This is a genomic window from Roseivivax marinus (genome assembly GCF_900109705.1).
Lineage (GTDB): Bacteria > Pseudomonadota > Alphaproteobacteria > Rhodobacterales > Rhodobacteraceae > Roseivivax > Roseivivax marinus.
Genome location: NZ_FOAI01000001.1, coordinates 251,074 through 271,083 on the forward strand (window position 1 = coordinate 251,074; position 20,010 = coordinate 271,083).

The following is a 20,010-nucleotide window of genomic DNA, read 5'->3' on the forward strand; positions in this document are numbered from 1 at the left end:
ACGGCCCCGCGCAGCACGAACGACAAAGGACAAGGGAGGAGACCAGACATGAAACTTCTGACGAGCGTCGCCGCGATTGCCGCCCTCTTGGGGACGGGTGCGCTGGCGCAGGAACTGAACGTGCCGAACTTCAGCTACCGCACGGGACCCTTCGCCTCGACTGGGATTCCGCTGATGAACGGCCAGCGCGATTACCTGCTGATGCTCAACGAGCGCGACGGCGGGATCGGCGGTCTCGAGGTGAACTACAGCGAGTGCGAGACCGGCTATGCCACCGAGAAGGGCGTGGAGTGCTACGAGTCCAACAAGGCCGACGCGCTGGTGACGCAGCCCTGGTCGACGGGCATCACGCTACAGGTTCTGCCGCAGACCAACGTGGACGAGATTCCGATCTTCGCGCCGGGCTACGGCTTTTCGCCGATGCGCGACGGACGGGTGTTCCAGTGGGCGTTCAACATTCCGGCAGGCTACTGGGACGGTGCGTCGATGCTGATCCAGGCGCTGCTCGACGAGAACGACGGCTCGCTCGAAGGCAAGAAGATCGCCTTCCTGCACCTCGATCACCCCTACGGCAAGGAGCCGCTGCCGTTCTTCGAGGACGCGGCCGAACGCCAGGGCTTCGAGTTGCTGCCGATCCCGGTCGGCCTGACCGAAATGCAGAACCAGTCGGCCCAGTGGCTGCAGATCCGGCGCGAGCGTCCGGACTACGTCATCATGTGGGCCTGGGGCGCGATGAACGGCTCGGCGATCAAGGAGGCCGTGCGCACCAAGTACCCGATGGACCAGTTCCTGTCGGTCTGGTGGGGCTCGCACACCGACGACCTCCAGCCCGTGGGCGAGGACGGCACCGGCTTCCGCTCGATCTCTTGGTCGAAGCCGGTGGATGACGCGCCGGCCATGCAGGCGATCCGCGAGCATGTGATCGACGCGGGCGAGAGCCTCGCGGACGAAGAGCAGGCCAGCGAGGTCTACTACCAGCGCGGCGTGGTGATGTCGGCGATCCTCGCCGAGGCGATCCGCGTGGCACAGGATAATGCGGGCACGCCCGAGATCACGCCGACGGACATGCGCTACGGCTTCGAGAACCTGAAGATGGACGAGGCGCGGCTCGAAGAACTGGGCATCTCGGGCATGGTGCCGCCGTTCGAGACCTCGTGCGCCGATCACACCGGACAGGGTGGCGGCTGGATGCTCGAGTGGAACGGGTCGGAGTTCGTGCAGGCCTCGGACCTCCTGAAGCCCGAGATGGACAAGATCGCGCCGCTGGTGGAGGCGAACGCCCAGGAATACGCGGATGCGAACGCGCCCTGGCCCGTGAACGAAGAGTGCAACGTGGGCGGCTGACGCCCTTCGCCCGGCGGCGGCGCGGTCGCCGCCGCCGGGGTTTCGAATATTTTGAACGAGAAGAAGCGGGGGACGGGGCCACGACCGGGGCGCCGCGCCCGCGATGCGCGGAGAGCGGGCCATGCTGGACACGGGCGAGACGCGGGAGCCGATCCTCGAGGTCAACAACATCGAGGTGATCTACAACCACGTGATCCTCGTGCTGAAAGGCGTGTCGCTGACCGTACGCGAGCGCGGGATCACCGCGCTGCTCGGCGGCAACGGCGCCGGCAAGACCACGACGCTCAAGGCGATCTCGAACCTGCTGCACTCGGAGCGGGGTGAGGTCACCAAGGGCTCCATCGTCTATCGCGGCGAACGTGTGCAGCACCTCGACCCGGCGGCGCTGGTGAAGACGGGCGTCATCCAGGTCATGGAGGGACGACATTGCTTCGAGCATTTGACCATCGAGGAGAACCTGCGCACCGGCGCCTATACGCGCCGCGACGGCCGGGGCGCCGTCGAGGCCGACCTCGAGATGGTCTATTCCTACTTTCCCCGTCTCAAGGAGCGACGGAAGAGCCAGGCGGGATATACCTCGGGCGGCGAGCAGCAGATGTGCGCGATCGGCCGGGCGCTGATGTCACGCCCCGAGACCATCCTGCTCGACGAGCCGTCCATGGGTCTCGCCCCGCAGCTGGTGGAGCAGATCTTCGAGATCGTGAAGGCGGTGAACGAGGGCGAGGGCGTCGCCTTTCTGCTGGCCGAGCAAAACACCAACGTGGCGCTGCGCTATGCCCATTCGGGCTACATCCTCGAGTCGGGGCGTGTGGTGATGGAGGGCACGGCCCAGGCGCTGCGCGAGAACGACGACGTGAAGGAGTTCTACCTCGGCATGTCCGACAAGGGCAGGCGGTCGTTCCGCGACGTGCGCTCCTATCGTCGCCGCAAGCGGTGGCTCAGCTAAGCCGACTCGCGCTAGATAAACCTGCCGAAACCGCGGTCAAACACGATTGTTTGTGTCACCTGGCAGGAACGGGCCGGCGCCTGGGCGTGTTTTTTCGCCAGAGGTCGACATCGACCACACACGAACTCAGGAGACAGACATGAAGACCGTTGCAACTCTCGTCGCGGCCCTCGGCCTGACCACCACCTTCGCCGGCGGCGCGTTTGCCGCTCAGCACGAGATGGACCTGACGACGACGAACTGCGCCGAATACCTCACCATGGACGAAGAGACCCAGATGGGCGTGGCCGAAATGGCCGCTGCGGACATGGAAGGCATGGACGCCGAAGAGGTGGCGAACGAGCTGATGGAAGTCTGCAATCAGGACGACGAAGATACCGCGACGATCTCGCTTCAGGACGCGCTTGCCCCCGGCGGCGAGTGATCCCGACTTTCCATAGACCGATCTTTGGACGCCCGGCCTTCGCGCCGGGCGTTTTTGCGTGCGTGGGGACGCTTGGGCCGACGCTGTTATCTGATAGCGTCGACCCGGACATTGCATGACCCGGCCCCCGCGACCAGGTCCGAGCCAAGGAGGCGCCCGATGCCGATGCACCCCGAGACGAAGACAGGCCGGGAGGAGACCCGCGCATGACCAGCTATTTCGACGCGCTCGAGACGCGCAGCGTGGACGAACGCGCGGCCGCTTTGGGCACCGCGCTGCCCGAGCAGATCGCCCGAGCGAAGGGCTTGACCGGTTATGCCGAGCGACTGGCCGACGTGGACGCTTCGACCATCACGGACCGCGATGCGCTGGCCGCGCTCCCCGTCCTGCGGAAGGCCGATCTTGGTGCTGCGCAGGCCGATGCGCCGCCCTTTGGCGGGCTGACGACGCGCCATGCCAGTGGCTTCGCCCACATCTTCCAGTCGCCAGGCCCGATCTACGAGCCGGGCAGCACCGATCCCGACTGGTGGCGCCTGGGCCGGTTTCTTTATGCCTGCGGAATCGGGCAGGGCGACATCGTGCAGAACTGTTTCGGTTATCACCTGACGCCCGCGGGCAAGATCTTTGAAAGCGGCGCGCGGGCGGTGGGGGCTGCGGTGCTTCCCGCCGGCACGGGCCAAACCGAGCTGCAGGCGCGCGCCGCGCACGACCTCGGCGTGACCGCCTATGCCGGAACACCGGATTACCTGAAGGTCATCCTGGAGAAGGCCGACGAACTAGGGCTGTCGCTGAACATTACGCGGGCGGCCGTTTCGGGGGGCGCGCTCTTTCCGTCCCTGAGGGAGTGGTACGCTGACCGCGGCATCACCTGCCTGCAGTGCTACGCGACCGCGGATCTGGGCAATGTCGCCTACGAAAGCCCGGCCATGGAGGGACTGATCGTCGACGAGGGTGTGATCGTCGAGATCGTGACCTCCGGAACCGGCGATCCGGTGCCCGAGGGCGAGGTGGGAGAGGTCGTGGTGACCACCCTCAACCCCGACTACCCGCTGATCCGGTTCGGGACTGGCGATCTTTCCGCCGTGATGCCGGGGCAAAGCCCGTGCGGCCGGACCAATATGCGGATCAAGGGCTGGATGGGGCGCGCCGACCAGACCACCAAGATCAAGGGCATGTTCGTGCGGCCCGAACAGGTCGCGCAGCTTGTCGCCCGGCACCCCGAGATCCAGCGCGCCCGCGTGGTCGCCGGACGTTCGGGCGAGGCCGATACCATGACCGTGCGGATCGAGGCCGAGGGCGGCGACGCCGAGGCCTTCGCCGCTACCGTCGCCGACGTTCTGAAGCTCAAGGGCGAGGTCGAGATCGTCGCCCCCGGCGGACTTCCGCGCGACGGGCTCGTCATCGAGGACACGCGGAGCTACGAGTGACTGCTCCGTCGGATTGTCACCCTGCAAGGAGGACCGAATGAACCGGACCCTGACCGCCGTGCTGGCCACGCTGCCGGCTGCCGCGCTTGCCCTGACGCTTCTGCCCCGGGAGGCCGATGCGGCGGGCGACGCACTAATTTTCGCGAACGGCGAATACGACGACATGCCACGGCTTTCGGGGGCGAACCGCGTGCTTGCTGCTGCCGAGCCTCTCGAGCGGCAGGGCTTCGCCGTGACGCGTCTGGTCGAGGGCGCTTCGGACGAGATGCGGGAGGCGCTGCGCGATTTCCTCGCCGGGATCGATAGCGAGACCGACCGCGTGGCGGCAATTCTGTCCGGGCGCTTCGTGCACACAGAGGCCGAGACCTACCTGCTGCCACCGGATGCGCCCGATCCGCTGGACGAGGCGGCTGTGCTGACAGAGGGACTGCCGGTATCGGCGCTTCTCGGTGTGCTGGCGGACTTTCCCGGAAGCGCGGTTCTGCTGATCGCCGAGGACGAGATGGACCCGCTGCGCGAGACGCGGTTCCTGTCGGCGGGCAGCGGACCGATCGAGCCGCCGCAGGGCGTGACCCTCGTACGCGGAACGCCCCGGCAGATCGAGCGGCTGGCCCGGCGCGACCTCGCGACCCCGTCGCGGGACTTCGCCGAGGCCGTGCGGGACGCCGAGCTCGAGATGGAGGGCTACGCGCCACGTCGCATGGTCTTTATCGACGAGGCCTTCGAGCCCGAGCCCGAGCGCGAAGAGCCCGCGCCCGAGCCCGAGCAGACCACGGAAGACCGCGGCGAAGAGCGCCTCTGGTCGTCGGTCAGCCAGCGCGACGATGCGGCGGGCTACGAGACCTACCTCTCGGCCTATCCCGACGGGGCCCATGCCGCCACGGCGCGGGACCGGCTGGAATACCTCCGGGACGCGCCGGGCCGGCAGGCCGAGGCCGACGAGGACGCCCTGAACCTGTCGCGGACCGAACGGCAGGAGATCCAGTCGGACCTGACCTCGCTCGACTATGACACCCGCGGGGTGGACGGCATCTTCGGGCAGGGCAGCCGCCAGGCGATCCGTTCGTGGCAGGAGGCCAACGGGCAGGAGGCGACCGGCTTCCTCACCCGCCGACAGATCGAGAGAATCGATGCGCAAGCCGCCTCCGCCGAGCGCCGTGCCGCCGAAGAGCGCGACCGCGCGGACCGGGCCTACTGGTCCGAGATCTCGCCGGATCCGGGCGCCGAACAGCTGCGCACCTATCTCGACCGCTATCCCGATGGCATCTACGCCTCGGACGCGCGCAGCCGACTCGATTCGCTCGAACAGAGCGCGCGCGACAGGGCCGCGCAGCGCGACCGGGATGCCTTCGTGGCCGCGCGGGACCAGGACACGGTGCGGGCGTACCAGCTCTACATCGAGGAATGGCCCAACGGCGCCTTCACCGACCGGGCCGAGCAGCGCATCCGGGCGCTGCGGCAGGCGGCGCAGGAGCGGCAGGGCGGCAACGTGCAAGACGGCGGAAGCGCCTCGGGGTCGCGGGCTGCGGCCGAGGAGGCGGCGATGAACCTGCCGAACATGGCGTGGGCCATCGCCGAGCGCCAGCTTGCCGCGAATGGTCACAACCCGGGCCAGGTGGACGGCACCGTGGACGGGCAGACCCGCCGCGCGCTCGCCGCTTACCAGGCCGACAAGGGACTGACCGCGCACGGGTATCTGGATCAGGCCACGGCAGCTCAGCTGCTGTCGGACACGGTGTTCGGGCGGTTTTGATCTGGCAGGGCGCGTCGCGCCCCGTCGCAACGCGAAAGGGCCGCCCAAACGGGGCGGCCCTTTTCTTGCGTTTCTGCCCGCTTCGGGTGGGCGTCGCCTTGCCAGATGAGGGTCCGAAGATCCGCGCGAGGAGCGCGTTAATCATCCGATCATCGAACATGCGAAAGGGCCGCCCGAGGGCGGCCCGTTTCACATCGGACCCACGCGCGCCCGCGGGCGCGCAGCGGATCAGCCCTGGCGTGCCTTGAAGCGACGCTGGGTCTTGTTGATGACGTAGACGCGGCCCTTCCGGCGCACCACGCGGCAATCGCGGTGACGGTTCTTGAGCGAGCGGAGCGAGTTCTTGACCTTCATCGGTCGTCTCCTCATGTCGCGGCGCTCGGTTGCGCCTGGCTGGTGTTCGGGGCCCCGGGGATCTTGCGATCCCGCCGGAGCGGTGATGGATGGTGGGCGGTACTGGGATCGAACCAGTGACCCCTACGATGTCAACGTAGTGCTCTACCGCTGAGCTAACCGCCCGTTTTCACCTGCGCTTTTCCCCCATCGGGTGCCCCATAAAGACATGGGGCGCGGGAGACCCGCGCCGGTAAGCGGGGTCTATAAATAGAGTCGGAGGCGGGATCAAGGGGCTTTTGAGCGCGTTCGAAAACGGGCTATGTTGCCCCCGAGGAGTACGAATGCCCAAGGTTCCCTATCACCTCTTTCGTCCGGAGCACCTGACCTCCCGTGTCGTGTTCGCCTCGCCGCATTCGGGGCGCGACTATCCGTGGTCCTTCCTGCGCCACACCGTGCTGGACGAACATTCGATCCGCTCGTCCGAAGATGCCTATGTCGACCGGCTCTTCGATTGCGCCCCGGAATTTGGCGCGGCCTTCCTGAAGGCCGGGGCGCCGCGGGCCTTCATCGACCTCAATCGCGCCCCGGACGAACTCGATCCCGCGCTTGTCGAGGGCGTGCGCCGGTCGGGCCACAACCCGCGCGTGGCGTCGGGACTGGGCGTCGTGCCGCGGGTCGTCGCAAACGGTCGCGCGATCTACCGCGGCAAGTTGCCCTTTGCAGAGGCCGAACGGCGCATCCGTGATTACTGGCATCCCTACCACGCCACCTTGCAGAGCGCACTCGACGACGCGCACGCGGCCTTCGGTGAGGCGCTGCTGATCGACTGTCACTCCATGCCGCACGAGGCGGTGGACGGCATCGCCCGCGGCGGCGCCCGGCGGCCCGAGATTGTCATCGGCGACCGATTCGGGGCCTCCGCCTCTCCGGACTTCGTGGACCGGATCGAGGCGGCGTTCACGGCTGCAGGCTTTGCCGTGTCGCGCAACACGCCTTTCGCGGGCGCCTACATCACCCAGCATTACGGCCGCCCCGCCCGGCGCCAGCACGCGGTGCAGATCGAGATCGACCGCGCCATCTACATGGACGAGATGCGGATCCGCCCGAACGCGCAGTTCCACACCGTCCGCAAGGCGCTGCGCGGGATCATCGCCGAGATCGCCGCGCTGGGCGCCCCCCGGATCGACAGCCTCGCCGCCGAGTAGGGCGGGTCAGTCCCGGGCCGGCCAGAGCGCGTCCAGTGCCGCATCGAGCGGCCCGGGCGCATCGAAACGCAACCGCACCGGAACTGTCAGAACCTTGCGCCGGAAGGCCTCGGGCAGTCGCACCGCGTCCTTCTCGGTCGTCACGAGCTGCGCGTTCATCATCTGCGCGTCCCGTTCCAGACGGGTTAACAGGGCGGTCGTCAGCGGCTGGTGGTCGTCAAGCGCCTCGGCGTGGACGACGTCGGCGCCAAGATCGCGCAGGGTGGCAAAGGCCTTCTCCGGCCGCCCGATCCCGGCGAAGGCAAAGGCGCGCAGGCCCTCCCATGGCATCCCGGTCTGAAGCGCCTCGACATGGGCGGACACGATCGGGCAGGGGACCTGATCGCCCCAATCCTTGCGGAACGCCTCTTGCGCGATGCTGTCGCCGATGGCGACCACGAGGTCGGCGCGCGAGAGCCCCGTGTCGACCGGCTCGCGCAGGGGGCCTGCCGGCAGGCAGAGCCCGTTGCCGAAGCCGCGCGCCGCGTCCACCACGACCAGTGACAGGTCCTTGGCGACGCCGGGGTTCTGGAAGCCGTCGTCGAGCAGGATCGCCTGGGCACCTGCGGTTTCGGCCGCGCGGGCTCCGGCTGCGCGATCGCGGGCCACCCAGACTGGCGCGAAGGCCGAGAGGAGCAGCGGCTCGTCGCCCACGGCGGCCGCGTCATGTGTCTGCGGGTCCACCCGCACCGGCCCGGCGAGTTGCCCGCCATAGCCGCGCGAGACCACGTGCGGGGTCACGCCGCGGGCAGTCAGCCGCTCGATCAGCGCGATGGTGGTGGGGGTCTTGCCGGTCCCGCCGGCGTGCAGGTTTCCGATGCAGATCACCGGGACGGCCGGGCGGGCGCTCGGCGGACGGGTCACGCGCCGCGCGGTGGCGAGCGCGGTGAGCGCGCCCAGAGGCTGCAGCGCGCGCGCGCGCAGGCCCGGGGCATTGGCTGGCCGATCCCAGAAGCGGAACGGGCGCATCAGGTCCGCCCCCTGCGCGCGTCCAGAAGCTCGACCATGCGGGCGAGAACCGCGTCCGTCGCCTCGGCCCCGGCGGAGACCACTTCCCAGCCCGCATGGGCCATCGAGGCCGCGCGGTCCGGGGCCAGAAGCTGCGAGACCGCGCCGGCAAGGCTGTCCTCGTCCCGCACGATCCGCGCCGCGCCCGCGTCCACCAGGGTGGTGTAGGCGGCAAGGTGACGGCCCACGTTCGGGCCGTAGAGGATCGCGACCCCCAGCGAGGCTGCCTCGAACGGATCGGTGCCGCCGTGGCCCGACACCAGCGACCCGCCGAGGAAGGCCAGCGGGGCGAGGCGATACCACAGGCCGAGCTCTTCGGCGCCCTGGCACAGGATGATCTGCGTGCCGTCGTCCACGGTCTCGCCCTCGTCCCAGCGGCTGACGCGCAGGCCGCTGGCATCGGCGGCGGCGGCGATCTGGACGCCGTCCTCTTCGGAGGCGGGCACCAGCACGAGGACCAGCCGGTGCGACAGCCGCGTAGCCACCCTGTGGGCGTCGATCACGAGCCGCGCCTCGCCCGCACGCAGTCGCGCCGCCAGCCAGATCGGGCGTCCGGCCAGCAGCCCCAGAAGTTCCTCGTGCTGGTCGTCGTCGCAGTCGAGCGGCAGCGTCGTCTCCTGCAGGACGCCGCTGCGGCGGATCCGGTCCGCGGAGAGCGAGGCTCGGGGCAGGCGGCGCTCGGCGGCGGCATCGGCGACGAAGAGCGTGTCGAACAGCGCGAGCGTCGCCGGCACGGGGTCCGGCAGCCAGCGCGCGGCGGGCGCGACATGGGGCGCCTGGCCGTCGTCGGCGTGCAGGAGCGGGACGCCGTCCTCGTGGGCGGTCCAGAGGAGGGCGGGGTTCAGGGTGGGGCCGGACCACAAACAGAGGTCGGGGCGCCAGTGATCTAGGAAGAGACGGGCGTCGCCGGGCGTTTCGGGGGGCAGGGCAGCGGCGCCCTCGTCCCAGGCGCCGGTGGCCAGGAGGCCGGTCTCGGGACGCTGCTGGCGCAGGCGCGCGGCGAGCGTCTCGAGCGCGCGCGCCTCGGCCCGGCTGCCGGCGTGCAGCCACACCAGCTCACCCTTGGGGCGGGGGGCGTCCGGGGTCCAGACGGGAGCGCGTCCGCGCGTCGAGGCGAAGTAGGTATTGATGGAAAACGGACGCTTGACCAACGGCTTACGCGGAGGCGGCGCCGCTGCCGACGCGGTCGCCCAGCGGCACGAGGAAGTAGCGCATGTGGGCGTTGTCCACGGTCTTCTGCGCCCATTCCGCCCAGGCCTCGCGCCCGGCCTCGCGGGTCGGGAACACGCCAACGACGTGCAGGTCGGAGGGGTCCTTGAACTCGTCGCGCTCGGGCGTCACGAGCTCTCCGCCGAAGACGAGGTGCAGGTCTTGCATCGGTGGCATCCTTTCCGTCGCTCCCTCCCCGGCGCGACCCTGACGCGGGGCGGCGGGGCGGTCAAGCGGGGGGTGGCTCGGGTCTGGCAGGCGTATGGCATCGGTCTGGCCGCGGCGTACGGTCCGCTCACGCCCGGGGAAGGGGCCGCGGGGCATCCTGCGGGCATCCCTCGGACCCCAAGGACGGAGCCCCGCCATGCGCCGGATCGACCCCAGCAAGATGACCAAGACCGAACGCGTCCACTACTCGTTCGGAATCGACGCGATGGAGATCCTCGAACACGAGCTGCTGGACAAGTTCATGGCCGCCCGGAAGGTGCCGCGCGACTGGCACGAAATCAGCCGCGACCGCGACCACCGCGACGGCCGCTCGGTGAAGGTGACGATCCGGCTCGACGCGGACGTGGTGCGGTTCTTCAAGGGGATCGGCCCGGGCTACCAGCCGCGCATCAACAAGGTGCTGCGGGCCTTCATGCACATGAAGCTCGCCCACATCCTCGACGGGCCGGACTGCACCGACGTGGTGATGCGCCCCGACGCCGTCCTGGAGAAGGCGCGGGACCGTCCGGGCTGGGGGAAGACGGCGGAGTGGCTGGCGGAGGAGGGGTGACGCCGAAATACGATAAACGTAAATGATAGAGAGCCATATTCATTAAATGGTTGCGTGAAAACGAAAGGTAATATCATATGCGGGAAACCGGCAAGAAAATACTTATGAGATCTTCATGATACGAGTCGACCTGAACTCAAGAATAATTGACGAAGGGCATAAGGTCTTTATGGTTAGGCCGGGCGCAAACTATCGTCTCTACGACTTGTTTCGCGAGAATGAGGCGATATTTGCAGACATAGTTGCCTTGGACTTGAAGCAAGGTATCTCGTTCGATGATCAAGATAGAATTTTAGCGCAACTGCAAAGATCCAGGAACATTCGAGCGCATCTTTTGAGGCCTAGCGGGGATGCTCCTTCACGGGACTTGGATCATTATCAAAGTGTTTCGCGAACCTCTGCCCTCGCACAACTTTTGCGCGTTTTGCGTGGCTATTTTGAGCAGGCGAAGAAGGGCGACCTGGTCTTGGTCCCGCCTTCAGCGTTTTCGCTCGATGCTCTAGTCGGCGAAATTCAGGATGAGCCAAATAACTTTAAAGTAATCGAATATTCCGAGAGATATGGAAATGAGAGGCTTTATGGTCGACGTGTTAGGTGGCTTGGTAAAGTTCAAAAGGGAAAGCTCTCTCCATATCTATTGGACTTAATATCGAAGCCGAACGCCTTTGTTCAGATCCGACGGCAGGAGGCTCAGTCTATATATCGCATCGCATATGGAAGTTATGCTGACGAAAGCGATGTAAGGGTAAGCTTCACGGTTGATGACCCTGACTTCACTATCTCAGACGATCTCAAGATTCAGGCTTTCTTCAACTTTGTCGCTGTAAATTTGGAAAATCAGCGGAAGGGTAGACCGCCTCAGTCGGTCGAAGAGGCAATTTTTTCTAGAGATGGAGATAGTTTTGAGCTGCAATCTAATATTCATTCCCCTGGATACCTTAATCTTGTTTCCAAGGCGACCGGTCCTCTCACCGTCGCTGCTTTGTTCCTGCTTGCGACTCAGCTTGGGCCGGAGGCAGTCGACGCGGCGGGTAACGATACGGTCATAATAGGCAACTCGAAAGATCCAAATGATGTGTGCACAGCGGAGGTAAGTCGCGAAGTCTTGAGTCAACTGCGGCTGTTGGGGGCAGAACGTTGGGCCAAGGCTTGCGAAATCGCAAACGATGCTGCATTGTCCTCTGGTTTGAAGGGGCCTGCGACCATAGATCTTCCGTAGCCGCTAGGGCACGACTGCGTACCGCATCCAGCGAGTAGAAACTTCGTTCATTATTGATATCAATGACTGAGGTCGGCGTGGAAAGTAAAGACGAATCCAGCACGTCAGGCACGAATCTGCCCAGCGGCCCAAACGGCTTAAAGATTCCTAGTTGGCTTGCGAAGTCACTTATCGGATTAGTGTGTCTATTTTCTGGTGCATTGGTCGAGAACTATTTTGATGTATTTGGTCAAAATCACAAAATTACAGCTGAATATTCAGAAGCTGTGGATAACGCTGCAGCTGCTGTAGATGAACAACTTCAGAAGGTCTTCGCTGTAATTGATCATCCCTATGATCGGGTTTCCGACGAACTTAAATTGGAGTTGCAAAGCGCACTCCTCGATCTGAATAGAAATGTTGAGCGCCTGTCTGACCAAATCGGTGACAATAATTTGCCGGCCGCGCAGTTTTCTATCGCTATGGCAAATTTATTGAGCGAGATAGACAATGCCGAAAGTGCGCTGTTTGCAAAAGGTTTTGTAAGTGCGACTGGTGCGTATTACGAGGATAAACGCGCATTTCAGGCGGCTGTGTCGGAAAAGCTCAAAAGAACATTTCTCTAACTCTTACGTCTCAACCTAGCTCACTTCACCCCAGCCCACACCCCGTCCGCCTTGGCGGCCTCGGAGTTGAACCGCAGTGCGGCGCCCTTGCCGTCGGTCACGTTGGCTCCGGCCTCCTGCACGACCAGCGCGCCGGCAGCGATGTCCCATTCCCAGGTCTCGCGGAAGGTGAACATGGCGTCGAAGCGGCCCTCGGCCACGAGGCACATGCGGTAGGCCAGCGACGGGCGGTGGGACCGCCTCACGTTGGGCACGCCGTTGGGCCAGAACTTGGGCGCCATGTTGGGCTTGGTGGCCAGCACGTGCGCGCCCTCGAGCCCGGTGCGCGCCGACGGCGCGATGGGGGCGCCGTTGAGGTAGGCGCCGTGGCCCTTCGAGGCGGTATAGAGCTTGTCGACCAGCGGCAGGTAGACCACGGCGGCGGTGATCTCGTTCCCGTCGCAGACCGCCAGCGAGTGGGCCCAGATGTCGTCGCCGTCGATGAAGGACCGGGTGCCGTCGATGGGGTCCACAATGAAGGTCGAGGGCGCGAGGGTGCGCGTGGGGTCGTGGGCGCTTTCCTCCGACAGCCAGCCATAGGCCGGGCGGGCCGAGAGCAGCGTGTCGGCCAGCGCCTCGTTCACGGCGAGATCGGCGGCGGTCACCGGACCCTGGCCGCCGGGCTTCTCGCGGATGTCGAGGGGGCCGCCGATGTGGCGGGTGGCGACCTCGGCGGCGCGGTGGGCCGCGTCGATGAGCAGGTCGAGATCAGTCGCCGGCAAGGGTGAGCCCCTCGACCAGAAGCGACGGCACCACGCGGGTCAGCCACGGCCGCGCGTCGTTGGCGGGCACGATGGAGCGCAGCATCTCGGGCAGCGACCCGGCGATGGTGACGCCCGAGACCGGGTAGGCGGGTTCGCCGTTCTCGATCCACATGCCGGCGGCGCCGCGCGAGTAGTCCCCGGTGTTGGGGTTGATCGTGGCGCCGATCATGGAGGTGACCAGCAGGCCGGTGCCGATCTCGGCCATGAGGTGTTCGCGGGTCCTGGAGCCCTGGGTCAGCGCGACGTTCCATGCCTGCGGCGAGGGCCCGGAGCTCAGCCCGCGCGAGGCGTTCGCGGTCGGCGCGAGGTCGAGCTGGCGCGCGGCGGCGAGGTCCAGCGTCCAGCCCGAGAGCACCCCGTCCGAGACGATGTCGCGGGGCCGGGTGGGCAGGCCCTCGGCGTCGAAGGGCCGCGATGCGAGGGTGCGCGGGCGGTGCGGGTCCTCGTGCAGCGACAGGCCCCTGGGCAGGACCTCTTCGCCCATGCGGCCGCGCAGCCACGAGGCGCCGCGGCCCACCGCGCGCCCCGAGGCGGCCGACAGCAGGTGCCCGATCAGCGAGGCGGCGATGCGTTCGTCGAAGATCACCGGGTAGGCGCCGGTCTTCGGGCGGCGCGGCGCCATGCGGGCGAGGGTGCGTTCGGCGGCGGTGCGGCCGATGTCCTCGGGGGTCCGCAGGTCCGCGGCGTGAGAGCGGGCATCGCCGTCGTAGTCGCGCTCCATCCCCGTGCCTTCCCCGGCGATGGCCACGCAGGAGAGAGAGCGCATGGTCCGCGCGTAGCCCCCCGAGAAGCCGTTGGTCGCCGCGAGGTGCATCCGGGTCTGCGAGAACCCGGCCGAGGCGCTGTCGATCCGGGTGATGCCGGGCACCGCGCGGGCGGCGGCCTCGGCGCGGCGGGCCTCGTCCTCGAGCGCGGCCGGTTCGGCGGCGACGCCCGCGTCCCAGAGGTCGAGCGCGGTGGCGTCGGTGGCCTCTCCGGTGGCCACTTGCGACGGATCGGCGAGGCCGACATGCGGATCTTCGGGGGCGACGCGGGCCATGGCGACGGCGCGCTCGGCCATGGCGTTCATGGTCTCGGGGCGCAGGTCCGAGCCCGAGACCGTCGCCGCGCGGGTGCCGAGCAGCACCCGCAGGCCGATCTCCACCGCCTCCGAGCGTTCGGCCTGTTCCAGCGTGCCCGCGCGCACGTCCACGCCCACCGACGTCCCCGCGATCGCCAGCGCGTCGGCGGCGTCGGCCCCCGCCCGCGTCGCCGCGGAGAGAAGCGCGTCGGTGAGGGCGGAGAGGTCGTGGGCCATGCGTGCGCGTCCTGTTCTTGGTCCGTCCTGAGGTAGAGGCGCGGGCAGGAGGGCGCAAGGGAAAGGGGCGGTGTCGGAGCGTCGCGCCGGGTGGCTCGGAGGGGGCGCGAAGAACTGCGTCGAGGGCATGACCGCGCGCCGCGGTGGGCGCTGGTCCGGGGGATTTCCCGCGGCATATGTCGGGAAGGGAGGGCACCGCGCGGGCGTTGCAGCGGCGGCGTGCGTGCCGTTCCTTCGGTGACCGATGGTGAGGACCGTGGGCGGACCGGTTCGACCGGTGGTGGACGGCCCCTGCCGCGGCTGACGTCCGATGAGCGCGATGCTCGTCCGGGCGCGGGGCGCCGGCAAACGGCCGACGCGCAGGGAGCGCACGTCGTGTCTGGCGAGGCAACAGCGCAGGTCGCGCCGATGAACGTGCCGCTTGCCCGGATCGCTGGGACCAACGTGGTGCCGGGGCCGACCGTGAGGGCCGTGCGGTCGGCGTGCAGCGCGGTTTGGACCTGAAGGGCGGGCCGGTCGCGGTGCTAGGTGCGCGGGTTAGGTGGCTCGGGCCGGGTCGCGCCACGCACGGTGCGGCCCGAGCAGCGCTGGGACCGGACGCCTCCGGCAGCAGTCGTGCAGCCCCTCCGAACGTGCCTCGCGGCGAAGAAGATGCCCACCAGAGCCACGGGGTGCTCTCCACAACACGTGGCACCTTAATGCCGGGCGGCCGAGGGCCCGCAGCGACCGCGGGAGGCGCTGCGACACTCGAGTCACGGGACCCTCATCTCAACGCACCAGCCCTCACGGCACTGCCTCGCCGGGCGAGCGGACGCCCGGACCGGCCACGGGACGGGCCGCTAAGGGCCCCGGACCCGTCCGGCCCGAAGCCCCTCGCGACCTCGCCCCGGTCAGCAGTCCGAGCTGACCGAGACGTGTCCGCGGTCGATGCCGTCCACGGTGACGCTGCAGCCGTCACCGGCGTCCACGCTGTCCCCGAGCGCCACGGTCTGCGGCACCACGCCGTTCACCGCGATCCGGGCGCTGGTCGAATCCGCCGAGACGCCCGAGACGAACACCCGCACGTCGCCGTCGGCCAACCGGATCGTGTTGCCCGCGCGGGCCCCCTCAGGGGCCGGGAGCGCGTCGCCGCATGCCGCCGAAACCACCGCGCGGCGGCCCGAGACCGAATCGAGCGCGACCATGCAGGGGCCGCCCTCCGTGTCGGCCTCGTAGGTCTCGCCGGTCGACAGCGCGGCGAGCGCGCCGTTGATCGACAGCCGCGCGGCGCCGCCCTCGGCGTCGACGCGGCTGACGAAGACGCGCACCGCCCCATCGGCGAACGAGGCGGTCTCGCCCGCGGCGATGCCCTCGAGTTCGCCGGCCTCGGCGACCGCCTGCGCCGCGGGGCTCTGCGCCTGCGGTTCCTGGCCGCCGCCTGCGCCGCTCTCGCCGTCGGCCGTCTGCGTGCCGGAGCTTGCATCGCCGGAGCCAGACCCGCCGGACCCCGAGCCGCCCGCCATCTCCGACAGACCGCCCATGGCACCGAGCGCGCCGGCAAGCCCCGACAGACCCTCGCCGAGACCGGACAGCGCGCCTTCCAGGCCCTCTTGCGCGTCCGCGCTTGCCGATAGGCCCTGATCCACGGCGCCGCGCAGCTCGGCCACCTGGCTTTCCAGCGCCGAGACCGCCTCGGCGGTGCCACCCAGTCCCGAAAGCTGCTCCTCGATCGCGGCGAGACGCGCGTCCAGCGCGGCGACGGACTCGGCGACCGCCGTGATGCCCTCGCCGGCCGATTGCGCCGCGTCGCGTGCCTCCGTCGCGGCGTCCCCGGCGGCGCCGCCGGCTTCGGTGGCCGGGGTCACCGCCGCGGTGACGGTGTCGCCGATCTCATCGAGCGAGGGCCCGGTCGAGACGGTGACGGTGCCGATCACCACGCCCGCCACGAGGCCCGCGACCCCCAATCCGATCGCCTTGGTGTCCATGTGAAGTCCTCCCTGAAAATCATGACCGCCGCGCGAAAATCCGAGGGACCGGTGCGCGGCTGGTGGGAATGGTAGACAGCCAGGGGCGATGCGCGAAGGCTTTTCGGCCCGTCTGCGGCACCGTGCCCGACCATTGGTCTAGCCCCGTGCCCGCCGAACGGGCAGATCGACCGCGGCGTGCGGTCCCGGGCCTCCGGCCACGACGCACCGTAATCCGGTCCGCGTCCCGGCGGATCTGTCCGGTGCGCCCGGCCGAAGCCGCGCGTCACGTCGAATGCGCCCACGGGCCCGCGATCGACGCCCCGCCGTCACCGGCCCCCCACGTAGCATCTACCGCCACGCGATGGTCTGCGGCGCGCCGCGCCGAACCCGGACCGGGATCACCCGCCGGTCCTCTTCCCGTGCAGGATGCGTCCCGGAGCACGAAGGCGGAGCTCTCTGTCCGGCACCGCAGGCACGCACGCGCACCTGCCCCTTCTTCTCGGTGAAAATACTCCGGGAGCGCGAGGGCAGCGCCCTCGCTCCGCCGCGGGCCGCACGCGCCGCGGCGCGTCTACTCTCCGGCGCCCTCCGCCGGGGCCGCGACGCCGATGATCGGGCCCATGGTGCGCCCGAAATCCGAGCGGTTCAGCGCCGGCGCGTGCAGCTTGGACACCGACCCGTCGAGAAACAGCGCCTGGTCGACGCCCAGCCCGTCGCGGAACAGGCGGCCGAACTCGTGGAAGGTCACCGGTCGGTGCGAGATCGCGAAGATCGCCTCGCCGCCTCCGGCGAAGGTGCCGACGCCGTTGCGCACGTAGCGAGAGGTGCTGTCGGGCAGGAACCGGGGGTGCAGCTCGCCGTCGATCACCAGCATCGGTCCAGACTGGGTGGCGTGGCGGCACGCGGGGGGATCGGCGCGGTAGGCCTCGGTCTCGATCACCCGGGCGCGGTCGCCGGCGATGCAGAACACCCCGTTCGGGACGAGGCCGAAATTGCCCGGCCCGGCGCCGGCGACCAGCGGCGCGATCTCCTCGCCGTCCTGGATGTAGAGGCCCACCGGCGCGCGGTCGGCGTGGTACATGCCGGCGTTCATGGCGAAGGACAGGCGGCGGCCCTCGCCCTCGAGCGCGGCGTCGAGCCGTCCGAACTGCCCCCACGGGCGGCCGTCGGGGGCCTCGAGGAAGAGCCGCAGGTCGTCACGCTCCATGTCCACGCGGCACACGGTGTAGCCCTGTCCGTCGAAATCCAGCGTCTTGCATCCCAGCGCCAGCGCCGGCGCGGGGCCGAGGACGGCCGCGAGACAGAGCGCGGCGGCGGCGGACAGAAGGCGCATCGGGGACTTACTCGTCGATGTCGCGGCGGACGTTGTCCTGCGAGAACAGGCGCCGGGTCTCGTCGAGCCGGTCGAAGGTCTCGTCGAGGCGGAAGCGCAGGTCGGGCGAGAACTTGAGCGTCATCTGCTTCGACACCTGGCGGCGCAGCTCGCTCTTGTTGCGGGCGAGGATCTGCACGATGTCGTCCTGCCCTTCGCCGCCGAGCGGCAGCACGTAGGCGGTGGCGACCTTGAGATCCGGCGACACGCGCACCTCTCCCACGGTGATCGAGCGGCCCACGAGGTCGGGGTCGTGCACGTCGCCGCGCATGAGGACGTCGGACAGCGTGCGGCGGATCAGTTCGCCGACGCGCAGCTGTCGTTGAGAGGGGCCGTCGCCCGCGTTGTGTCGTGCCTTCGCCATCGCTCCACAGGTAATCCCGCGGGGAAGATTTGCCAATGGGGGCCACGCGGCTCGTGGCGGGCGACGCCGGGGCAGGGCGCGGCGCTTTGCCAGCGCCCGCCCGCGCCGCTATGCAGGGCCGAGATGAAGGCACAGGCGGGAGAGACGGCATGAGCGAGTTGCCGGGCGTTGCGGTGATCGGCCCCTCGGGGCGCATGGGGCGGATGCTGGTGGCCGAGCTTGCGCGCTCGGACCGGCTGCGGCTCGCGGGTGCGCTGGTGCGGCCGGGGCACGACTGGGCCGGGCGCGATCTCGGCGCGGCGCTGGGCGGGGCAGAGAGCGGCCTGACGGTGACGGACGATCCCGCAACCGCGCTGGAGGGCGTCGCGGCGGTGATCGACTTCACGGCGCCCGAGACCACGCTGGAGATCGCAGAGCATCTCGAGGGCCGGGGCGCGGTGCATGTGATCGGCACCACGGGCTTCGATTCGGAGCAGCTGGCGCGGCTCGACGGCTACGGCGCGCGGGGCGTGCAGGTCCGGGCGGGAAACATGTCGCTCGGGGTGAACCTGCTGGTGAGCCTCACGCGGAAGGTGGCCGAGGCGCTCGACGCCGACTGGGATGTCGAGGTGATCGAGGCGCACCACAACCGCAAGGCCGACGCGCCTTCGGGCACCGCCCTGATGCTGGGCGAGGCCGCGGCGGCGGGCCGGGGCGTGACGCTGGACGAGGTGGCCGACCGGGGCCGCGACGGCATCACCGGACCGCGCGAGAGGGGGCACATCGGCTTTTCGGCGGTGCGCGGCGGCGACATCGTGGGCGAGCACGACGTGCTTTTCGCCGGGGCCGGCGAGCGGATCGTGCTGCGCCACATGGCCACCGACCGGGGCATCTTCGCCCGAGGCGCGCTAAAGGCCGCGCTCTGGGGGCTCGACCGCGAACCCGGCACCTACGACATGGCGGACGTGCTGGGGCTTTGACCTTTGCCGAAGGCGTGGCTCCGGGGGGACGTTGTTCCTGTCCGAATGCCCCGGGGCGGTTGGCGAAGGCATTCCCAGTCGGCCGGATCGGCCAGTTGCGTCGCGCAGGCGCAGGTGCAGGGGCCGGGGAGCGGGACGATATCTCCGCCCGCCAGTGCTTGCCCATCCATCCTTCGGGCTGGCTGAGCGGGAACGGCGGCGACACCCTCGCCACGCAGACCGGCCGGAAGCCGCTCTGTCGTTAGAAGGCGGGATCGGGATAGCTTGTCGTGACTTCGGCGCCCCCGGCCACCAGGTCTGCCAGGGGCCGTGACAAAAGCGCCTGCGCGATGCTTTGGCGCTGGCGCTCTGGCGTCACGGCGAAGGGCGACAGCATGTAGCCGATGCGTGGGGCGGCTCCGAGGGTCAGTCGGGGGAATACCGTCGCCGCGATCGGAGCGCCACGCTCTTCTGCCACTTAGACGCGTCGTTCCCGCGCGGGCATGACGGTCAGCAGACGCTCGACCAGATGTCGGACAAAGTGGCCTTCGTCGGACCCCTCCGAAGCGGTGAACCTGTCTCGAACAGCGATGACAGGGTGTCTTCGCGGCCTTCTCATCAGGTCGAGCCGTCCAGCACTGTCCTGTCCGGCGGCGAGCCGCCACGGACCGCCGGGGGTGGCGGCAGGGTGGCTGCGCGGAGCGCGCGCGGCCAAGCTCACCGGGGCGGGAGGGGAAAGGGCCGAAGCCGTCCGGGTCGGTTTCGGCCGCGAGCCCGCAAGAGCCGGCGATCAGAAGTCGATCGCCAGGCCCTTCTTCTCCCAGTCGCCGTAGCGCACGGGCTCGGGACCCTTGCGGCCGCCCAGCTCGACGGGGCGGGGGTTGGCGGCCTCGGCTTCGGCGGCCTCCTTGCGGCGCGCTTCGGCCTCTTCGAGGGCGCGGCGGGCGGCGGGGGGCAGGTCGTCGGGACGGTCTGTCATCGGAACGCTCCTTCCTCG

The 20,010-nt window shown here is 68.8% G+C and carries 21 protein-coding genes and 1 tRNA gene; 10 read left to right on the forward strand and 12 right to left on the reverse strand.

Annotation, left to right across the window (positions count from 1 at the left end; translation table 11 throughout):
• Positions 1–48 precede the first annotated feature (48 nt).
• The 5 genes from BMX29_RS01125 (at position 49) to BMX29_RS01145 (ending at position 5,894) form a co-directional block, all read left to right on the forward strand.
• The gene (locus BMX29_RS01125; RefSeq protein ID WP_092809688.1) at positions 49–1,344 is read left to right on the forward strand and encodes an ABC transporter substrate-binding protein; all 1,296 of its coding nucleotides are present in this window, start codon (positions 49–51) and stop codon (positions 1,342–1,344) included.
• Between the two features lie 121 nt (positions 1,345–1,465).
• Positions 1,466–2,290 carry an ABC transporter ATP-binding protein gene (locus tag BMX29_RS01130; RefSeq protein WP_092809690.1) on the forward strand — a complete coding sequence of 275 codons (825 nt, stop codon included), beginning with the start codon at positions 1,466–1,468 and terminating at the stop codon, positions 2,288–2,290.
• A 139-nt stretch (positions 2,291–2,429) separates the two neighbouring features.
• Positions 2,430–2,714 (forward strand): hypothetical protein, encoded by a 285-nt coding sequence (locus BMX29_RS01135; RefSeq protein WP_043844951.1) that lies wholly within the window; start codon positions 2,430–2,432, stop codon positions 2,712–2,714.
• Between the two features lie 206 nt (positions 2,715–2,920).
• Positions 2,921–4,141 carry a phenylacetate--CoA ligase family protein gene (locus BMX29_RS01140; protein ID WP_092809692.1) on the forward strand — a complete coding sequence of 407 codons (1,221 nt, stop codon included), beginning with the start codon at positions 2,921–2,923 and terminating at the stop codon, positions 4,139–4,141.
• A gap of 37 nt (positions 4,142–4,178) precedes the next feature.
• Positions 4,179–5,894 (forward strand): peptidoglycan-binding protein, encoded by a 1,716-nt coding sequence (locus BMX29_RS01145; protein WP_092809693.1) that lies wholly within the window; start codon positions 4,179–4,181, stop codon positions 5,892–5,894.
• A 228-nt stretch (positions 5,895–6,122) separates the two neighbouring features.
• Here BMX29_RS01145 and ykgO read toward each other — a convergent pair whose 3' ends face one another.
• Both ykgO and BMX29_RS01155 read right to left on the reverse strand, forming a co-directional pair.
• Positions 6,123–6,248, reverse strand: a complete 126-nt coding sequence (gene ykgO, locus BMX29_RS01150) for a type B 50S ribosomal protein L36 (protein WP_008562923.1) — start codon at positions 6,246–6,248, stop codon at positions 6,123–6,125.
• 90 nt (positions 6,249–6,338) lie between these two features.
• A tRNA-Val gene (locus BMX29_RS01155) sits at positions 6,339–6,413 on the reverse strand.
• A 158-nt stretch (positions 6,414–6,571) separates the two neighbouring features.
• On the opposite strand from BMX29_RS01155, the gene BMX29_RS01160 reads away from it, so the two are divergent.
• Positions 6,572–7,435 (forward strand): N-formylglutamate amidohydrolase, encoded by an 864-nt coding sequence (locus BMX29_RS01160; protein ID WP_092809695.1) that lies wholly within the window; start codon positions 6,572–6,574, stop codon positions 7,433–7,435.
• A 6-nt stretch (positions 7,436–7,441) separates the two neighbouring features.
• Here the strand turns inward: BMX29_RS01160 and lpxK are convergent, their stop codons facing one another.
• From lpxK to BMX29_RS01175, 3 genes are read right to left on the reverse strand one after another with little or no spacing between them, the layout of a single operon-like run.
• Positions 7,442–8,443 carry a tetraacyldisaccharide 4'-kinase gene (gene lpxK / locus BMX29_RS01165; protein WP_092809697.1) on the reverse strand — a complete coding sequence of 334 codons (1,002 nt, stop codon included), beginning with the start codon at positions 8,441–8,443 and terminating at the stop codon, positions 7,442–7,444.
• Complete coding sequence (locus BMX29_RS01170; RefSeq protein WP_425314268.1) at positions 8,443–9,633, reverse strand: 3-deoxy-D-manno-octulosonic acid transferase; 1,191 nt, start codon at positions 9,631–9,633, stop codon at positions 8,443–8,445. Before BMX29_RS01170 ends, lpxK begins: the two co-directional genes overlap by 1 nt.
• Positions 9,634–9,637: 4 nt before the next feature.
• Positions 9,638–9,859, reverse strand: a complete 222-nt coding sequence (locus BMX29_RS01175; protein ID WP_043844959.1) for a DUF4170 domain-containing protein — start codon at positions 9,857–9,859, stop codon at positions 9,638–9,640.
• Between the two features lie 196 nt (positions 9,860–10,055).
• Here BMX29_RS01175 and BMX29_RS01180 point away from each other — a divergent pair, with 196 nt between their 5' ends.
• The 3 genes from BMX29_RS01180 to BMX29_RS18705 all read left to right on the forward strand — a co-directional run bounded on the left by BMX29_RS01180 (position 10,056) and on the right by BMX29_RS18705 (position 12,293).
• Positions 10,056–10,469: a BrnA antitoxin family protein gene (locus BMX29_RS01180; protein ID WP_217644368.1), complete on the forward strand. Its 414-nt coding sequence runs from the start codon at positions 10,056–10,058 to the stop codon at positions 10,467–10,469.
• Between the two features lie 115 nt (positions 10,470–10,584).
• Complete coding sequence (locus BMX29_RS18700; RefSeq protein WP_139196890.1) at positions 10,585–11,688, forward strand: hypothetical protein; 1,104 nt, start codon at positions 10,585–10,587, stop codon at positions 11,686–11,688.
• A 77-nt stretch (positions 11,689–11,765) separates the two neighbouring features.
• Complete coding sequence (locus tag BMX29_RS18705; protein ID WP_139196892.1) at positions 11,766–12,293, forward strand: hypothetical protein; 528 nt, start codon at positions 11,766–11,768, stop codon at positions 12,291–12,293.
• Between the two features lie 20 nt (positions 12,294–12,313).
• Here BMX29_RS18705 and BMX29_RS01185 read toward each other — a convergent pair whose 3' ends face one another.
• The 5 genes from BMX29_RS01185 to rbfA all read right to left on the reverse strand — a co-directional run bounded on the left by BMX29_RS01185 (position 12,314) and on the right by rbfA (position 18,075).
• Positions 12,314–13,054: an inositol monophosphatase family protein gene (locus tag BMX29_RS01185; protein WP_092809700.1), complete on the reverse strand. Its 741-nt coding sequence runs from the start codon at positions 13,052–13,054 to the stop codon at positions 12,314–12,316.
• The gene (locus BMX29_RS01190) at positions 13,041–14,393 is read right to left on the reverse strand and encodes a TldD/PmbA family protein (protein ID WP_092809702.1); all 1,353 of its coding nucleotides are present in this window, start codon (positions 14,391–14,393) and stop codon (positions 13,041–13,043) included. Before BMX29_RS01190 ends, BMX29_RS01185 begins: the two co-directional genes overlap by 14 nt.
• Positions 14,394–15,283: 890 nt before the next feature.
• Positions 15,284–16,357, reverse strand: a complete 1,074-nt coding sequence (locus BMX29_RS01195) for a hypothetical protein (RefSeq protein WP_092809704.1) — start codon at positions 16,355–16,357, stop codon at positions 15,284–15,286.
• A 553-nt stretch (positions 16,358–16,910) separates the two neighbouring features.
• Positions 16,911–17,672 carry a phosphodiester glycosidase family protein gene (locus tag BMX29_RS01200; RefSeq protein WP_092809706.1) on the reverse strand — a complete coding sequence of 254 codons (762 nt, stop codon included), beginning with the start codon at positions 17,670–17,672 and terminating at the stop codon, positions 16,911–16,913.
• A 7-nt stretch (positions 17,673–17,679) separates the two neighbouring features.
• Positions 17,680–18,075: a 30S ribosome-binding factor RbfA gene (gene rbfA / locus BMX29_RS01205; RefSeq protein WP_043847404.1), complete on the reverse strand. Its 396-nt coding sequence runs from the start codon at positions 18,073–18,075 to the stop codon at positions 17,680–17,682.
• A 149-nt stretch (positions 18,076–18,224) separates the two neighbouring features.
• Here rbfA and dapB point away from each other — a divergent pair, with 149 nt between their 5' ends.
• Positions 18,225–19,034, forward strand: coding sequence for a 4-hydroxy-tetrahydrodipicolinate reductase (dapB, locus tag BMX29_RS01210; RefSeq protein ID WP_092809708.1), 810 nt, complete (start codon positions 18,225–18,227; stop codon positions 19,032–19,034).
• Between the two features lie 241 nt (positions 19,035–19,275).
• Here the strand turns inward: dapB and BMX29_RS01215 are convergent, their stop codons facing one another.
• Together BMX29_RS01215 and BMX29_RS01220 are read right to left on the reverse strand one after the other, a co-directional pair.
• Positions 19,276–19,491, reverse strand: a complete 216-nt coding sequence (locus BMX29_RS01215; RefSeq protein WP_092809710.1) for a hypothetical protein — start codon at positions 19,489–19,491, stop codon at positions 19,276–19,278.
• A 312-nt stretch (positions 19,492–19,803) separates the two neighbouring features.
• Positions 19,804–19,992, reverse strand: a complete 189-nt coding sequence (locus BMX29_RS01220) for a DUF1674 domain-containing protein (protein WP_043847378.1) — start codon at positions 19,990–19,992, stop codon at positions 19,804–19,806.
• Positions 19,993–20,010 lie beyond the last annotated feature (18 nt).

Bases quoted from the DNA above. Each gene is read 5' to 3' on its own strand.
- BMX29_RS01180 (WP_217644368.1), top strand. From the start codon at position 10,056: ATGCGCCGGATCGACCCCAGCAAGATGACCAAGACCGAACGCGTCCAC.
- BMX29_RS18700 (WP_139196890.1), top strand. From the start codon at position 10,585: ATGATACGAGTCGACCTGAACTCAAGAATAATTGACGAAGGGCATAAG.
- BMX29_RS01190 (WP_092809702.1), bottom strand. From the start codon at position 14,393: ATGGCCCACGACCTCTCCGCCCTCACCGACGCGCTTCTCTCCGCGGCG.
- BMX29_RS01195 (WP_092809704.1), bottom strand. From the start codon at position 16,357: ATGGACACCAAGGCGATCGGATTGGGGGTCGCGGGCCTCGTGGCGGGC.
- BMX29_RS01200 (WP_092809706.1), bottom strand. From the start codon at position 17,672: ATGCGCCTTCTGTCCGCCGCCGCCGCGCTCTGTCTCGCGGCCGTCCTC.
- lpxK (WP_092809697.1), bottom strand. From the start codon at position 8,443: ATGCGCCCGTTCCGCTTCTGGGATCGGCCAGCCAATGCCCCGGGCCTG.
- dapB (WP_092809708.1), top strand. From the start codon at position 18,225: ATGAGCGAGTTGCCGGGCGTTGCGGTGATCGGCCCCTCGGGGCGCATG.
- BMX29_RS01125 (WP_092809688.1), top strand. From the start codon at position 49: ATGAAACTTCTGACGAGCGTCGCCGCGATTGCCGCCCTCTTGGGGACG.
- BMX29_RS01130 (WP_092809690.1), top strand. From the start codon at position 1,466: ATGCTGGACACGGGCGAGACGCGGGAGCCGATCCTCGAGGTCAACAAC.
- BMX29_RS01160 (WP_092809695.1), top strand. From the start codon at position 6,572: ATGCCCAAGGTTCCCTATCACCTCTTTCGTCCGGAGCACCTGACCTCC.
- BMX29_RS01175 (WP_043844959.1), bottom strand. From the start codon at position 9,859: ATGCAAGACCTGCACCTCGTCTTCGGCGGAGAGCTCGTGACGCCCGAG.
- BMX29_RS01145 (WP_092809693.1), top strand. From the start codon at position 4,179: ATGAACCGGACCCTGACCGCCGTGCTGGCCACGCTGCCGGCTGCCGCG.
- BMX29_RS01135 (WP_043844951.1), top strand. From the start codon at position 2,430: ATGAAGACCGTTGCAACTCTCGTCGCGGCCCTCGGCCTGACCACCACC.
- ykgO (WP_008562923.1), bottom strand. From the start codon at position 6,248: ATGAAGGTCAAGAACTCGCTCCGCTCGCTCAAGAACCGTCACCGCGAT.
- rbfA (WP_043847404.1), bottom strand. From the start codon at position 18,075: ATGGCGAAGGCACGACACAACGCGGGCGACGGCCCCTCTCAACGACAG.
- BMX29_RS01140 (WP_092809692.1), top strand. From the start codon at position 2,921: ATGACCAGCTATTTCGACGCGCTCGAGACGCGCAGCGTGGACGAACGC.
- BMX29_RS01220 (WP_043847378.1), bottom strand. From the start codon at position 19,992: ATGACAGACCGTCCCGACGACCTGCCCCCCGCCGCCCGCCGCGCCCTC.